The 15,756-nt window shown below is 54.8% G+C and carries 13 protein-coding genes and 1 pseudogene; 5 read left to right on the top strand and 9 right to left on the bottom strand.

Annotation, left to right across the window (positions count from 1 at the left end; genetic code table 11):
- Positions 1-36 precede the first annotated feature (36 nt).
- The 9 genes and pseudogenes from K7H08_RS04055 to K7H08_RS04015 all read right to left on the bottom strand — a co-directional run bounded on the left by K7H08_RS04055 (position 37) and on the right by K7H08_RS04015 (position 8,977).
- A pseudogene (locus tag K7H08_RS04055) lies at positions 37-220 on the bottom strand (type II toxin-antitoxin system YoeB family toxin).
- A gap of 152 nt (positions 221-372) precedes the next feature.
- Entirely contained in the window at positions 373-654 is a 282-nt protein-coding gene (locus K7H08_RS04050; RefSeq protein ID WP_095602676.1) for a type II toxin-antitoxin system RelE/ParE family toxin, read from the bottom strand.
- The gene (locus K7H08_RS04045; RefSeq protein ID WP_009722154.1) at positions 651-923 is read right to left on the bottom strand and encodes a CopG family ribbon-helix-helix protein; all 273 of its coding nucleotides are present in this window, start codon (positions 921-923) and stop codon (positions 651-653) included. Before K7H08_RS04045 ends, K7H08_RS04050 begins: the two co-directional genes overlap by 4 nt.
- 78 nt (positions 924-1,001) lie before the next feature.
- Positions 1,002-1,463, bottom strand: coding sequence for a hypothetical protein (locus tag K7H08_RS04040; protein WP_198348607.1), 462 nt, complete (start codon positions 1,461-1,463; stop codon positions 1,002-1,004).
- A gap of 289 nt (positions 1,464-1,752) precedes the next feature.
- Positions 1,753-2,619 carry a DUF7281 domain-containing protein gene (locus K7H08_RS04035; RefSeq protein WP_231657273.1) on the bottom strand — a complete coding sequence of 289 codons (867 nt, stop codon included), beginning with the start codon at positions 2,617-2,619 and terminating at the stop codon, positions 1,753-1,755.
- Positions 2,616-3,845: a hypothetical protein gene (locus K7H08_RS04030; RefSeq protein WP_231657272.1), complete on the bottom strand. Its 1,230-nt coding sequence runs from the start codon at positions 3,843-3,845 to the stop codon at positions 2,616-2,618. The genes K7H08_RS04035 and K7H08_RS04030 overlap by 4 nt, the downstream gene beginning before the upstream one ends.
- Positions 3,842-4,471, bottom strand: coding sequence for a condensin complex protein MksE (locus K7H08_RS04025; RefSeq protein WP_231657271.1), 630 nt, complete (start codon positions 4,469-4,471; stop codon positions 3,842-3,844). The genes K7H08_RS04030 and K7H08_RS04025 overlap by 4 nt, the downstream gene beginning before the upstream one ends.
- A complete protein-coding gene (locus K7H08_RS04020) occupies positions 4,468-8,133 on the bottom strand; it encodes an ATP-binding protein (RefSeq protein WP_231657270.1) in 3,666 nt (1,221 codons plus the stop codon). The genes K7H08_RS04025 and K7H08_RS04020 overlap by 4 nt, the downstream gene beginning before the upstream one ends.
- Before the next feature lie 169 nt (positions 8,134-8,302).
- Positions 8,303-8,977 (bottom strand): GntR family transcriptional regulator, encoded by a 675-nt coding sequence (locus tag K7H08_RS04015; protein ID WP_231657269.1) that lies wholly within the window; start codon positions 8,975-8,977, stop codon positions 8,303-8,305.
- Between the two features lie 248 nt (positions 8,978-9,225).
- On the opposite strand from K7H08_RS04015, the gene K7H08_RS04010 reads away from it, so the two are divergent.
- The 5 genes from K7H08_RS04010 to K7H08_RS03990 all read left to right on the top strand — a co-directional run bounded on the left by K7H08_RS04010 (position 9,226) and on the right by K7H08_RS03990 (position 15,750).
- Positions 9,226-10,782, top strand: coding sequence for an ABC transporter substrate-binding protein (locus K7H08_RS04010; RefSeq protein ID WP_231657268.1), 1,557 nt, complete (start codon positions 9,226-9,228; stop codon positions 10,780-10,782).
- A gap of 76 nt (positions 10,783-10,858) precedes the next feature.
- Positions 10,859-11,836 carry an ABC transporter permease gene (locus K7H08_RS04005; protein WP_089039115.1) on the top strand — a complete coding sequence of 326 codons (978 nt, stop codon included), beginning with the start codon at positions 10,859-10,861 and terminating at the stop codon, positions 11,834-11,836.
- Positions 11,833-12,666 carry an ABC transporter permease gene (locus K7H08_RS04000; protein ID WP_193085579.1) on the top strand — a complete coding sequence of 278 codons (834 nt, stop codon included), beginning with the start codon at positions 11,833-11,835 and terminating at the stop codon, positions 12,664-12,666. The genes K7H08_RS04005 and K7H08_RS04000 overlap by 4 nt, the downstream gene beginning before the upstream one ends.
- A 9-nt stretch (positions 12,667-12,675) precedes the next feature.
- Positions 12,676-14,331 (top strand): ABC transporter ATP-binding protein, encoded by a 1,656-nt coding sequence (locus tag K7H08_RS03995; RefSeq protein WP_231657267.1) that lies wholly within the window; start codon positions 12,676-12,678, stop codon positions 14,329-14,331.
- A 36-nt stretch (positions 14,332-14,367) separates the two neighbouring features.
- Entirely contained in the window at positions 14,368-15,750 is a 1,383-nt protein-coding gene (locus K7H08_RS03990) for an FAD-binding oxidoreductase (RefSeq protein WP_231657266.1), read from the top strand.
- Positions 15,751-15,756: the final 6 nt, after the last annotated feature.

Here is a 15,756-nt window from a genome sequence, read left to right as displayed (position 1 = left end):
GAATGGTCTCTGAGATAGTCTGTGGAAGGCCCGAATCTAATAGTGATAACGACACAAAATAATCGTAATCGCATTATCATCAACTGCGTAGACGAATCGATTCGTATCATCTATACGTCGCGACCAAAAACCAGCTAAGTTTTCCTTTAACGGCGCTGGTTTGCCAGTGAAGGGAATCGCTCCAGGATTCGTCAGTCCATGACAGTAATCGGCGACTCATCCATCAAGTCTCTGCGGGTTACCTTACCTGCTTTGAATTGTTCAATTGAGCGATTCAAATGCTCAGAATTCGCCGATGAGCGCAGAGCGCCGATATTTTTTACGCAGCAAAGCAGATACAAAGGCATCCGAGTGCCACGCCTGGTTTAATGACTACCGTTCACCTTCAAGACCATGCCATACCCGGAGAACAATGATGGCAGTGGCATGGACTGAATATCGAACGACGTATTTTCCGAAAACCATATCTCGAACAGAGTCAGGCACCGGTGCCATTTCAACCGGTGCGCCCATATTGGGGAAGCCTGGAAGTAATTCGATTTTGCCAACAAGCTCGGCGGCAATCCTGGCCGCCGCAGACGGGTTGTGATCCGCAATGAACTCTCGGAGGCGTTTCAAATCGTCAATGGCTTCGGCCGTGTAAACCAGTTTCACTTACCTGACCCTGGCGCATCCTGCTCGTTTTCGGTTCCCCAGCTATTAAGCCAGCTGTGAACCTCGCTGGCATCAACAACCTTGCCTTGGGCAGCAGACTCCATTGCCTCTAACGTTTGTTTCCACCGCTCTTGCTCAAGCTGCTGCTTTGCTATGTATTCCGACAATGCCTGGTTGATCACCCAGCCTTTGCTCCGGTGTAACCTGCTAGCGATTGCTTCCAGGTGTTGTTCAACGTCTGCTTGAAGGCGGACTGTGGTGACGCTCATGACGATACCCTCAAATTTGGCGACTACAACGTATTACATCATAGTCTGCGAGGATGGAGCAAAAAACTTAACGCTGCGCTAATTCGCGCCGTTTTGCGGCGACGAATTGAGCGATTTGTTAGACGACTTGCCCGGTATGACTTCAACTTTTAATTCCTGAATCATAGGCCGGACCTTCGTCATTCGAGATTCTAGCTCTAGGGCATGAGACCGATACTCCTCAAGCTTTACCGGGTCATCGGGGCTATCATCGCTCAGCCACTTTAGCCTGCCAGGGATAACTGCCGCATACCGCGCCAACTCCTGCTCTATTTTGTCTAAACCATCAGGGAATCGGTACTCTTCACCTTCGTAATTGATGGCCATTGTTACAACTTGGTGAAGCTCACGCACCTCAAAAAGAACGCCGGAAAGAATAGTCCTGACATGCGTCCTTTTCTCTGCAGCAGCAGTTCTCCTGGCCAGTCGGGCTGAGTCAAAGCTGACCCAGAAGCTTCCCAACGATATTAGGAGTGCAAAAGCGGAAATGATGAGTGACATATACCTACTCGTCTAACAGTTTATTAATGCGCATGCGTATTTTCCTAACAACCAGCAGCCAAACCATCTACCTGCCATACATTGAAATTTATAAAAAAGCTCGCCTACGCGATACGCTTTGCTTAAAAATGGTTGTTGTCGCCCTCACCTGAATCTACCCCATTAATTCCCTTTAGGGAAAAGCCAATGTTGGCAAACTATCCAAACGTCGCGTATTTGCGAACTCGTTAACGGCCAAGTAAGGGAAAGCGTAAAATAGCGGGGTTGAGTGGCAGCCCTAAGGCAGTTTTTAACTGAGTGATATACACACCAGCTCCCCTCCGAACCATTGCTGTTTTAGCCCGCGCTGCTTTTCCAGCAGGGCTAAGTACGGGCGTAGGGGGTGGTGGCTGGGCAGCGTAACGTTCCGTTGGCGTAGGCGGCGTTGGAATGGCAGCTGTTCAGCGGGTTGGTGCAGGGGCGTGACGTGCTGGGTGAGCCATTCGATGTCAGGTAGTAGCAGGTGCGTGGCGCCGCTGTCTAGGGCTAGGGTCACGCCTTTGGCGTCGAAGTCACCGGCGTAGAGGTGTGGCCGATTGGTTTTGCGCCATGCTTTTGTCAGTTCGGCAAAGCCGCCGCCGTAGTGGCTGTCGCCACGATAGACCACCAGCGGGTTAGCGTAGCCGCTAAGCGCTGCTACCTCTGGCGAAAACGCGTAGAAGCTATCCAGGTTTTCCACCTGAACGAGCGCGCCAAACACCGCCAGCTTCAAGCCGCTTACATCAACATCGCGTATGCTGCGCGGCTCTGGAGCAAGCCATGCAGAGGGCTGCGGCGGCAAGTTGATCAGCACGCGTTTTGCACGAGGGCCTTCGCGGCGGCTTTTATCCTCCTCAACTCCTTCTGCTGCTTGAGCGGCACTACTTAAACCACTTAACGAGCGCCCTAGCGGTGCCAAACGATCACTCTCCAACATGCTGTTGATTTGCGCCATGAGCGTGGCGTCAAAGCGCAGCGCTTGGTTGGAAATCCGCATGGTTAGATCAATATCTTGCTGATGGCACCATGCCACTACATCTTCGACCCATTTACCTCGGGATTTTTCTACCACGGGCTGGCGGTTAAGCTCTCGAACAACACTGTTAAGCCCGGCACGGGCGCGGCCTGATAACGTCATACTGCCACCGCCAGTGCAACGTCATGAATCAGGCGCAGATCGTTAAATGGACTGGCCGGTGATTCGTCTTGGTGTAGGCGAAACGCCTGCTGCTCGCTACGCGGCAAGCCCTGGTATTCGGAGATAACCTGAAACAGCCAAATTTCATCGGGCCAATCGAGCTGGCTGTCATACAGATAAGCAAGCGCGCTAATCGGCTCGGCGGGGGGCTGATCTAACACCGCAAGATAAAAGCGTTCCACATCTTGTTTAAGCGCCTGCTGGCGCGCAGCGGCGAGGTTATCTTCCGGCGTGAACGCAGGCACGGCCGACTCAACGGTTTGCGCGGCATGGCGTGGGGTTGGCAATTCATGCAACAGTTCTGCCAGCACGCGGCTTTCCAGCGCGCGATCTAACGCTGGCGCAGCGGCGGCATTTAACGGCGCAGCATGGTTGAATAACGCTGGTACATCGCTGCGTTTGGCGTAATTACTCGGCACAAAGCCTGGGTGTTCGCGCATAAACGCGACCATGCCGCTGATCAGGCGGCTGCGTGCCTGCTGTTTGCGAAAGCGTGCCATTAGCTCAATTAACCGCCGCTGCACTTCCCGCAGGCTGGTGTAATGGTGGCTTAAGCGCTGCTGTAGCTGGCTGATGAGAAGCTTACGCAGGCTGCCATCGCTGCCTACTAACGCAATCAGCTCGTCGAAGTCGATCAGTGCAAGGCCATCCAACAACCTAACAATCTGCTTCTGGGCGCGGTCGTTCTCGCGGATCTTATCGCTCAACTGGCTAACAAAGCCGAAATCGCTATTGAGCCGCTGCCAAAGACTATCAATAGCATCGGCAAAGCGGCCGTTTAGATCGTCAATTTCCTGACGCAGGCGCAGCAGTTGCTGCTCCTGTCGCCAATGCTCACCTCGGCTGCGGGCTTCGCGGTAGCTGTGCACCAACGAACGCACCAGCTCAAGGGTTTCCGCAACATCGGCATTTACATGGCGGCGGGTTTCATCGGCCAGCATTTCAGCGATCAGGTCGCGCACTTTAGGAGAGAGCTTTACGCCGCTCTGTTCATCTGGCCGCCATAACACCCGAGCGGCCAACAGCTTGCGCAGCGCACTGTCGTTGAGTCCGTCTAGCGGCACGTCATCATGAGTGTAGCCCTGCATCAGCCGTTCGGCATGCTTGCCCAACAGCGCCAGCCGTTCAGCGCCGGTTTTGAGCAGGCGACTTTCCAGTTCGCTCACAGCAGCGCCTCCTGGGCACCCTCTTCCCGCTCCGCATCGATGGGCAAGTTTTCCTCATCGCGGATAAAGCGCACCACCTCGATCAGGTAATCAATTTTACCGGTGACCACAAACACCTGACGCTCAGTGTGGGGCTGCAGCAAGTAACCATGCTCTTTCAAGCGTTTAAATAACTGCTTTACTTGGGCATCCAACTGGTCGCTCTGGGAACCAAAGAAGCTGTCTGTGGCTAGCCGTTCCAAACGCTCACGCAGGCTTTGGTTGTCTTCGCACTTAGCGCTGAACTCAGCGGGCTTGAGCACATCGCCTGGGGCCGCCAAGGTGTCGCGGCCTAGCGCCTCTTGAACCAGCTGCAGCCATTCCAGCAGTGGTAACAGACTGTTGACCGTGTCACTCAGCTGGCGCGATAGCTGCTCCCGAGCAGCTTCATTAAGCTGTCGCCAAGCTAAAAAGTAGACACTGCCTTCATCATTGCTCGCCAGCCTGCGGTTGAGCGGGCGCAGGTAGTCATCAATCGCGTCGCGGGTCTCGTCATTTGTCAGGTGGCGGAAGGCATTTTCATCACTGACGGCGCAGACAAACTCGCCAGCAAGCAAGCGTTCCAGTAGCGGGCCGTGTTCGATCATGCGGTCACCTCTTGCTGACGCTCCTTAATCCGCTGTGCAAGCGGGCTAAGGCGCGGCTCAATACGTTTTAGCAGGCGCTGGTTGGGCTGGTTAGGGTCCCGCTCAATCAGGTAGCGATTAGCAAACAGCAGCAGCACATCCGATTCCGGGTTGGGGAAGGCACCGACAATGTGGATACGGTTGCTGTCACAAGCGTCGAACAACTTTTCGACATTGTGATAGGCCAGCGTGCCGATTTCATCAATCGGCCAATGAATAGCGATTTGCGCATCCCCCCGTAGCAGCCGCGTAAACGCCAGCAGAAACTTACACAAAATCAGGTAGGCCATGCCATGGCTGGAAGACTCCAACAACTGGCGGTCGTTTTTGATCACCAGGTCAGTGCCGCCTTCGTTTAGGTGCAGTTCAAGGCGCAGCAGGCTTTCAAAGCTGTACTGCTGGTCACTGCGCAGCAAATCGACCACATCGGCCAGCGCATTAAGGTAATCGTCGCTGGGCAGCATCTGGCCAGATTCCCGCCACGCTTTGTAGCGCTGGGCAAACAGCTTTAAAGGCTCCCAGAAACCCAGCTCATCGATCGTCGATTGAATGCGCACTTCCGCTTTGCTGATGCCTTCTAAGCGCAGGTCATCCGCCACTTCGTCGGAAAGCCGACGGCTTTGCGCACTGATACGGCGATTTAAGTCTCGGAAGACAATAAAGAATTTATCCAGGTCATCGCTTAAATTGCGCCCTTCCTGAATCAGCTGCTGCTGTTGATCTTCCAATAGTTTTAGCATGTCGCGCAGCAGCGGCAACACTAGTCGCGGGCTGTCGTTTGGTAGCTTCTCGCGTTCACTTTGCAGTGCATCGGCAAAGCCGCTACTGGCATCTTTAATCAGTTGGCTTTCTACCTCCAGGCAGCCCCGGCGCAGCTGCTCAAGCTGCTGATGGCGGCTGGTTAACGCTTGGCGCGCACGCTCTATGCGCTCCTCCATATCACCCACGGCCTCCGCTAAGGGCGACCCCTCTGCAACGATGTCCAAACTTTCTAACTGGGTCAGCAGCGGCTTAAGGGCTTCTACGCTGCCGTGGGCATTTGCGCGCTGAATTTTTAGTTCATTAACCGCTGCTTGATGCGCTTCACGTGCGGCATGGAAGTCATTTTTGAGGCGCGCTTTTTCGCGCTTCAACTGTTGATCAAGCTGAACCAGTTCCGCTTCCTGAGCCACTAGCTGGGGCTTGTGCTGGCTCCACTCCACGCGCATAAAGCGTTGATACTCGGTTAGTTCTTCCTGGCGAGCGGCGATTTTACGAATGCGTTCACTCTGCTGCTCTAAGCGTTTCTTCGTTTCCTGAAGCTGCGCGGGGTCCACGCCCTGCTCGGCAAGCTCCTGGCTGAAGGCGGCTTCCAGCTCACTACGCTGGCGCTGATGCTCAGCGTTGGCGTCGTTGAGCTGCTGCTTGTACTGGCGTAGCTGCGCATCCAGGCTATCCAGCTGGCTTTGCGCGTCGGCTTTTAACTCCAGCAACTGGCCCTGATGGGTTTCGGCAAGCTCGGCAAGCGCCTGGCGTTTCTCTTCGCGCAGTTCGGCCTGAGACTGCTCCTGACGAGCCAACGCCGCTTGGTGCTCCGCTCGGCGAGCCTGCTGGCGCTTGGTATGCCGCTCTTGCTGCTGGCGGCGAGCCTCAAGGGCATACTCCACTTCCTGTTCGGCCCGCTGATACCCCATGCGCGCCTGATCTTGGGCCTCGTCGGCCTGTTGCACCCGTTCGTTGTGCTGCTTTAGAGCTTTTTCGGCAGCGGCACACTCGGCTTGGGCGCGCTGTTTAGCGCCATCTGCCTCTTCAATCGCCGCCAGCAAACTGGCTTCATCCTGGGCGTAATCCGGCAGTGCAATGGCGCTTAGGTCCAGCGCTAACCCGAACAGGTCGTCGCTGGCTCCTTCAGCAAGCTGCGGGGCGAGGTCTCGGCGTTCAAGCAGTTCTGGCGCAATAACCTTACCGAGTTGCTGCTCCCAGCCGGGGCGGTGGTAACGCAAGAAGTGGCGCAGGCTGCCTTGTTCAGGGTCGCGCTGTTGATAGAGCGCATAGCAGTGCTGTTCGGCCCGCTCACGCTGCTGACGACACTGCACCAGTTGCTGCTCGGCGGCATCGCGTTCACGTTTGTGGCTTTCAAGCTCGCGGCGCAGTGCTTCCAAGGTTGCAGCGGCGGCGCTGCGTTCCTGCTGTGTTTGGTCTAAACGCGCTTGGGCAAGCTCGGCTTCCTGGGCTTCTTCAGCAGTTTGGGTGGGCATCGCCAGCTGCGCTTTTAGTTCGGCAAGCTGCTCAACACCCAGCTCTAACTGCGCTTGATACTCACCTTCTAGCCGCTGGCGCTCTTGCTGATAGCGCTCGTTATGCTGCTGTTCGGCTTGCCACTGCTGCTCTCGGCGTTGCGCTTTTTCCTCGACCAGGGCATCTATCAATTCCTGGTTTTCTTGGGTTTGCCGGGCAAGTGCTTCAGAAAGCTCGCGCAACCGACCATCTAAGCGCGCCTGACTCTCTTTTACCGCATCTTGCATAACTTGCAGGTGCTGCTGAAGCTGATCACGCTGTTCACGCCACTGGGGTAAGGCGTTGATGTCTCGCTCAAGACCGGTCATGTCGGCATCAGCGTAGTGCTCAAACTGGGTTTGCAGATCATTCAGGCGGCGTTGAGTGTGCTGCAAGTCGCTCGCGACTTCACTGTGGCGGTCGTTCAGCTCATCACGCTGCTGAGTGTAGGCATTTTCACGCTGTTGGAATTCGCGCTGGTGGCGGTTTAACTCACCATCTAGGTCCGCAATGCGCTGTTCTGCCTGTTGATGATCGGCGCTTAGCTGGGGTTTCAACTGCCAAAGCGTGGTCTCTAACTGGGCCAATTCGCGATCGATGCCACCAAGCTTAGTCAGCGAGGCTTGCAGCGGCTCCAGGCGCATGGACTGACGCATCTGGGCAATCCACTCCCGCGCTTTGGCACTGCGAATACGGGTGACCGGCAGCTCGACTCCATCCTCTTCGAAAATTGCCGCCAGCATGGTTTTGAGGGTATCCATCTTGCCCTCTTTCGCATGCACAGCAGAGACCAGTTTTTCGATATGACGGATACGCCGTTCAGGGTTAACCAGGCTAAACTGCGCCGCGATTTGGCGCAGCTTTAGGCCATCGCGACTATTACCGTGCAGCTGGGTAAAGTCGTTTTGGATCACCGAGCGGAACTCGGAGGTAGCTCCCAACTTAGAAGAGACAGCAATCCCGCTGCGGCGCAATCCGCTAGACCACTGTGGGTACTCCAGTGCCAAGGGGCCTTTTTCAGTTTCGATCAGATAGTCTTCTGGCCGATAAGGGGCACCGACAAAACGGTACTCCACGCCGCCTTCTTGCTTGCGCGTCAGCACTACTTGGCAAACATTGCCTGCTTCGCGGCGATATTCGTAAACGAGATAGCTTTGACGAGTGGGCAAATAGAAGGCATCAAACTTCATGCGGGTTTTCGGCACCACCTTATTGGGCAGCTCGCCGTAAAACACCGGCACTAACCGCTGAAGCGTGGTTTTGCCTGACGCGTTGGTGCCGCAAATATTGGTGTGGCCATCCACATTGAGTTCAACCACCCCTGACAAGTGGCCGTGAATCATAACGATGCGTAGCAAATGCGCCATGCCGTGTCCTTGATCGTCAAACGTCCGAAAACGCTATCTTGCCAGACCTAGAGCAAGGCGACATCTGTTCAGGTGTGAACTATTGATTTATCTAATGACAATGCACATTTAGATCGACTGCTAACACCATTTGTATTCCTACCTCTCACTCCTTCATGCGCTCTCTTAGTCACTCTCCCACGCTGCTCACCACAAAATCCCTAGCAACGCCTATATGGTAATCAATGGCCTCACGGCAAGCCTCGGAACTGCTGCTACCCAATGCATCTAGCAGCTTAAAGTGGCTGGTGGCAATGGTATCGGGGGCTTCGTGGGTTTTGGTAATCAGCGTAATGCACAGACGAAGTTCGTGAGTTAAGCCATCAAATGCCCGCAGCAACCGCTCATTGCCCGCGTAATGAATCATCAAGCGGTGAAACTGCAGGTCTTCTTCAATGCGGCGTGTTCCATCATTGCTGGCGGTCGCTTCGCATAAAACCTCTACCTGCTGTTTTAGCGCGCGCTCAGCGTCGCTGCTGTAGCGCTCCGATAAGCGCTGGATAGCATGGCGCTCAAGACATAGCCGCAAATCGAAGACATCCTCTAATTCAACGGCATTCAACGCCCTAACAAAAAAGCCGCGTCTTGGTTTTGAGATTAAAAGCCCACGACTTTCCAGTAAGCGAGCAGCTTCGCGAACCGGCGCGCGGCTGACGCCTAAATCTCGAGAAAGCTGCACTTCTGAAAGCCGCTCACCGGGCAAAAAGTGTTGCTGGATAATCGCTTGCGTCAAATAGTCGGCCACCTGTTCAACAAGGTTTTGCTGTTGAATAAAGCCGCCAGGAGCCACTGGGGAAGAGGCCATAGAGTTTACTCTTATTAGGTATTACGTACTTTTAGTATGACGCAAAAAAACATTCTGTCGACGGCCGATTGACGACTGTCGACAGTTTTACAAACCAATGCTATGTTCAAAAAGGCCTCATATAACGATCTATAACCACAATCCATAACAACAACTGGGCTGTTTTGTATCACGCCTCGCTCGCCTAACAATAACGTAAATCCATTACGTGACAGGCTTTGGCCTAGTAACCGAGGAGCAGAAACAAAATGAGAACACCTTTGGCTTTGGCAATTTCCGCTGCAGCACTCGCTTTTTCGTCGGCCGCCCTGGCAGACGACCCGAAACAAGGTGGTACGATTAACACTATTATTCAACCAGAACCGCCAGGCTTAGTGCTGGGAATGGTGCAAAACGCGCCTACACGCACCGTGGCAGGCAATATCTATGAAGGGTTGCTGCGCTACACCACGGATCTGGAACCCATGCCGCAGTTGGCTGAATCATGGGACGTCAGCGACGATGGCCGCACCTATACTTTTCACCTAAGGGAAGATGTTACCTGGCACGACGGCGAGCCCTTCACCGCTGACGACGTGGTATTTTCTGCCGATGTTTTCCACCGCGAACTGAACCCCAGTGCGCGGGCCGTTTTACAGCATGTGGAAAGCATCGAAGCAACGGATGACCACACGGTGGTATTTACCTTAACCGACCCCTTCGGCCCATTCCTGATCTCCTTTGAGGCAGGCACCTTCACCATGGTGCCTGAACACCTGTATGCGGACACCGACTTCCGCAACAACGAACACAACGATCACCCGATTGGCACAGGCCCTTTCAAGTTTGCTAACTGGGAACGCGGCACCGTTATCGAGCTGGTTAAAAACGATGACTACTACGAAGACGGGCTCCCCTATCTGGATGGCGTCAACTGGCACATCATCCCAGACGGTGGCTCCCGTGCAGTTGCCTTTGAGAATGGCACCATCGATGTACTGCCAAGCGGCACCGTTGAGAACTTCGATATCCCGCGTTTATCCGCTATGGATAACGTCTGTATGACAGAAGAAGGCCACGAATATTTCAGTCCCTTCGCCATGCTGTGGATGAACAACCGTGAAGGCCCCACCGCCGACAAACGATTCCGCCAAGCGGTGATGTATGCCATGGATCGTGAGTTTGCCAAAGATGTGCTGTGGAATGGCTTAGGCAATGTGCCGCTCTCCGCCTTTGGCTCCAACGCGCGCTTCCAACATGACGGTTTAGAACCCTACGATCACAACCCAGAGCGCGCTCGTGAGCTGTTGGCAGAAATGGATTACAACGGCGAAGAGATTACTATCCTGCCGCTTCCTTACGGCGAAACGTGGACCCGTTGGGCTGAAGCCGTACAGCAGAATCTGCGTGAAGTGGGTATTAACGTAAGCACCCAAGCCACCGACGTGGGCGGCTGGAACCAGCGTCTCGGCGACTGGGATTACGATCTCGCCTTTACCTACCTATACCAGTACGGCGACCCGGCGCTGGGTATTTCACGCACCTACCTTTCCGACAATATTGCCAAAGGCTCGCCCTGGAATAACGTCGAAGGCTACGAAAACGAGCGTGTCGACGAGCTATTCAACGAGGCCGCTACGGCTTTCCCCGACGAAGAGCGCGAAGCGCTTTACAGTGAAGTTCAGGAAATCCTGCACGAAGATGTGCCCGTTGGCTGGCTGATGGAACTGGGCTTCCCGACCCTGTACCGCTGTGATGTGCAGAACCTCGTCACTTCCGGCGTGGGTGTCAACGACGGCTTTAAAGATGCTTGGCTAGATCGCTAAACCCAAGCCACCCAGGTAGCGAGAGCTACCTGGGTTTTTTAGCTATGTCTTGAAGGTATTAGCCAGGAAACGACTTATGGTTTACGCGCGCCTCATTCTGATGCGGCTGTTTAAAGCCGTGATTGTGCTGTTTTTAATCGTTATTTTTAACTTCCTGCTGATTCAGTTAGCCCCCGGTGACCCGGCCGCGATTCTGGCTGGCGAAGCGGGTGCCGCGGATCAGGAGTTTCTCAACCAGCTGCGCGAGCGGTTTGGACTTGATCAGCCGATGTACGTGCAGCTGTGGCGCTACGTGTCGGGTATCGCCATGCTCGATTTTGGCTACTCCTATCGGCTTGGTGTGCCCGTCTTTGATCTGATTATGGATCGTTTGCCCGCCACGCTACTGCTAACCGGTACGGCGTTTGTGCTCTCGCTGGTACTCGGCATTGTGGCAGGTTCCATGGCGGCGGCGCGGGTTAAAAAGCCCTCTGGCTCACTGATTATGGCGCTAGCCCTGGTGTTTTATGCCACACCGCTGTTTTGGGTAGCGCTGATGTCGGTGGTGGTGTTTTCCGTCTACCTCGGCTGGCTGCCCGCTTACGGTCTTTACACGGTTGGCGCTGACCACACTGGCTTCGCGCTTGTGCTTGATGTCGCCACGCATTTAATACTGCCTGCCACCACGCTGGCGCTATTTTTTATGGCGATTTATACCCGCATGACGCGCACCTCGATGCTCGATGCAGCCCAGCAGGACTTCGTTAAAACCGCCCGTGCGAAGGGTTTAAAACCTAGCGTCATTCAGCGCCGCCACATTCTTCGCAATGCCTTACTGCCGATCATCACCCTGGCAGGCTTGCAGGCTGGGCAGATGGTTGGTGGCGCTATTTTGACGGAAACCGTGTTTGCCTGGCCGGGTATCGGGCGGCTGATGTTTGAAGCGCTACAACAGCGTGACTACAACCTGCTGCTGGGTATTTTCTTCTTCTCGGCGGCGTTAGTGATTGTCTTCAATATTATTACCGACTTGGTTTACCGCTTGGCTGATCCGCGCATCAAGGGGGCCTCATGAGCTTTTTCGCACGCTTTGCGCAAAACCGTGGTGCCCTGGTAGGGCTGATTATTCTGCTGCTCATTATCGTCATGGCGATTCTGGCGCCGCTGCTATTTCCTGAATCTCCCTGGCGCATGGTTCAGCGGCCCTTTTTACCGCCGCTATCCCAGGAAGGTTTCCTGCTGGGCACCGATACCATGGGGCGCAACGTGGCCGCTGGGTTAATGCATGGTGCCTGGGTATCGCTGCTGATTGGTTTGGTATCCACTAGCGTTGCCCTGCTGATTGGCGTGCCACTGGGGGCGATTGCGGGGTACTACGGGGGCCTGATTGACGACGTACTTATGCGCTTTACCGAGTTCTTTCAAACCATCCCCAACTTTGCCCTGGCAATAGTGCTGGTAGCGATTATGCAACCCAGCATCACCTCCATTGTGCTGGCGATTGCGCTGGTCAGTTGGCCCCCGGTTGCCCGTTTGGTAAGGGCAGAGTTTATGTCGTTGCGGCACCGTGAATACGTTGAAGCGGCTCGCTTAGTCGGCCAAACCAACAGCACCATTATCCTGCGCCAGATTCTGCCTAACACGCTGTCGCCGATTATTGTGCTGGCCTCATTAATGGTCGCCACCGCTATTTTGCTGGAATCGGCGCTGTCGTTTTTAGGCTTGGGTGATCCTAACGTGATGTCTTGGGGCTACATGATTGGCGCGGCACGTACGGTTATTCGCCAAGCCTGGTGGCTAAGCTTCTTCCCTGGTGTAGCGATTCTACTCACCGTTCTGGCGTTGAACTTAGTCGGTGAAGGGCTAGACGATGCGCTTAACCCCAAACTTTCCCGCGAGCGCTAGGAGCCCTTCATGACGGTCACTATTGATTCTAAAAAACAGAGCCCATCAGCTGAAACAGTGCTTAGCATTCGTGACTTAAGCGTGGCGCTCCCCAAAGGGGCCGACCGTGCCTTGGCGGTGGAAAACGTTAGCTACGACGTTAATCGCGGCGAAATCATGTGCGTGGTTGGGGAATCCGGCTCGGGGAAATCAATGGCCGCTAACACCGTGATGGGCCTGCTCCCTAAAGGTGTGCGCCCCGTTCAAGGTGAGGTTAACTTTCTCGGCCAAGACGTCATCACCCTAACCGAGAAACAGCATCGTGCCCTGCGCGGCCTTAAAATCGGCATGATTTTTCAGGAACCCATGACCGCACTTAATCCGTTAATGCGAGTGGGCGCCCAAATCGCCGAGGTGTTTGAAGCGCATGGTCAACTGACCCCGAAACAGCGCCAGGAACGTGCCCTGGAGCTGTTGATTGAAGTGGGTATCCCACAGCCAGAAAAAGCTATCAGCGCCTACCCTTTTGAGCTATCCGGTGGTCAGCGGCAACGCGTAATGATCGCCATGGCATTAGCCCTAGAGCCCGTACTATTGATCGCCGACGAACCCACTACGGCGCTGGATGTGACTACCCAGGCGCAGATTCTCGAGCTTATTCGTGACCTACAGCGCCGCCGTGGTATGGCGGTGATGTTTATCACTCATGATTTTGGGGTCGTGGCTGAAATTGCCAACCGCGTCTGTGTCATGCGCCATGGTAAAATTGTCGAAATCGGCGAAGCCAAAGAGGTGCTGAAAAATCCGCAAAACGCTTACACAAAAGCACTGATTGCCGCCATTCCCAGCAATGCAGTGCCGCCCCACCGTGAAACAAGCCAGGTGGCTCCGCTACTCGAGATCAAACAGCTTAATAAAGTCTTTCGTTCACGCGGGGGCTGGTTTAAGCCAGCCCGAGAAGTCCGCGCACTGGATGATATCTCGCTAACTCTGGCCCGTGGCGAGACCATGGGTATTGTTGGTGAATCGGGATCGGGGAAATCCACCCTTGGCCGCTGTGTGGTGCGCCTTGAACACCCAGACAGCGGTGAACTGTTGCTGGATGGCGTTAATCTTTCACAGCTAAAAGGCGACGCGTTGCGTCGTGAACGCCACCGCGTGCAGATGATTTTTCAGGACCCCTACGCCTCACTTAACCCACGCACTCGGGTCGGCATGGCGATTGCGCAAGGGCCGATGGCCAATGGCACACCCAAAGATATGGCGCTCAAACAGGCAGGAGAACTACTTGATCTAGTCGGCCTTGGCGCAAGCGCCGTGGAGCGCTACCCACATGAGTTTTCCGGCGGGCAGCGTCAGCGCATTGGCATTGCCCGTGCGTTAGCGCTAAACCCTGAGCTTATTGTGGCAGATGAAGCGGTCTCGGCACTGGATGTATCTATTCAAGCCCAGGTGCTTGAACTGCTTGAAGAACTGAAACAACGGCTGGCGCTTTCACTGCTATTTATTACCCACGATTTACGGGTAGCTGCGCAAATTTGCGACCGCATCGTGGTGATGCAGCATGGCCGTATTGTTGAGCAAGGCAGCGCAGAGCAAATATTCCTTCAACCGAAAGAGGCCTATACCCAGTCGCTGCTTGATGCGATTCCTGGTCGTCAAGCGCCAGTGGCTGCTACCGCCTAATCACTGAATCGTTAACCTCTTTACCAAGGAACACCCATGCAGATAACCCTGGAGGCGCTGCGTAAACTTGTTGGTTCTGCCCATGTGCTCACGGGCGATGATGTCACTAGTCGCCGTGTTGACTGGATGACCGGCGCGCCCTGCCAAGCAGGTGCCATCGTGCGTCCGGCAGACACCGAACAGTTAGCGGCTGTCATGCAGGCATGCCATGCGCTTAAACAGCCCGTCGTGACCCACGGCGGCTTAACCGGTTTAGTCCATGGCGCGGAGGCGGGCTCAGAAGAGTTAGTCATTTCTCTGGAGCGCATGACCGCTATCGAAGAGATTGATCAGGTCGGCGGCACGATAACGGTACAAGCAGGCGCCCCCCTTCAGCGAGTACAAGAAGCTGCCAACGAGGTTGGTCTTCAGTTCCCGTTGGATTTAGGCGCACGTGGAAGCTGTACGATTGGCGGCAATATCGCCACCAATGCTGGCGGTGTCAGGGTGATTCGCTACGGCATGATGCGCCAGCAAGTACTAGGGCTTGAAGCAGTGATGGCCGACGGGCGTGTTGTCAGTTCCATGAATCGCATGCTGAAAAACAATGCAGGGTTTGATTTAAAGCAGCTATTTATTGGCAGTGAAGGCACCCTGGGGATTATTACCCGCGCCGTGCTGCGGCTTCAGCCGCCTACCCCTAGCGAACAAACGGCACTGGTGGCGTGCCACTCGTTTGACGCGCTAACCGGGCTATTAAGCCATATGGGCAAAGCGCTTGGGGGTGGCCTGGGGGCGTTTGAGGTAATGTGGCAAAACCACTATCGCCTGCTCACCGAAACGCTGGCGAGGCACACGCCCCCGATTCCACCAGAGCACCCCTTTTATGTGATTATCGAATCGCTCGGCAACGATGAAACTCACCATGCAGAGCAGTTCCGCGAAGCGCTTGAACAGGCATTTGAACACGACTTAATCGTCGATGCGGTGATTGCCCAATCAAGCACTCAACGCGATGGTCTCTGGGCGATACGAGAAGATATTGAAGGGCTCATTAAGGGGTTGGCCCCCATCTTCACCTTTGATGTCAGCCTCCCCATTGCCGATATGCAGCGCTATACCGATGCATTAGAGAAGCAACTGGTACAACGCTGGCCAGATGGCCGCCTAGTGGTATTTGGCCACCTTGGCGATGGCAACCTGCATATTTCTGTTAGCGTTGGCAGCGATGCGCCAGAAGAGCGCCACGCGGTAGAAACACTGGTTTACGAGCCACTTAAAGCGCTGGGAGGCTCTGTTTCAGCAGAGCATGGCATTGGTTTGGAAAAACGCCCCTGGCTTAGCACCTGCCGCTCTCAGGCGGAAATTGAATTAATGCACACACTGAAGCAGGCGTTTGACCCACACCAGTTGCTTAATCGCGGTAAAATTTTGAGCTGAAAATTT

It is taken from the genome of Halomonas sp. IOP_6 (assembly GCF_021151565.1).
GTDB lineage: Bacteria > Pseudomonadota > Gammaproteobacteria > Pseudomonadales > Halomonadaceae > Vreelandella > Vreelandella alkaliphila.
Note: the sequence above shows the minus strand (reverse complement) of the source record. Positions and strands in the feature narration are given on the sequence as shown.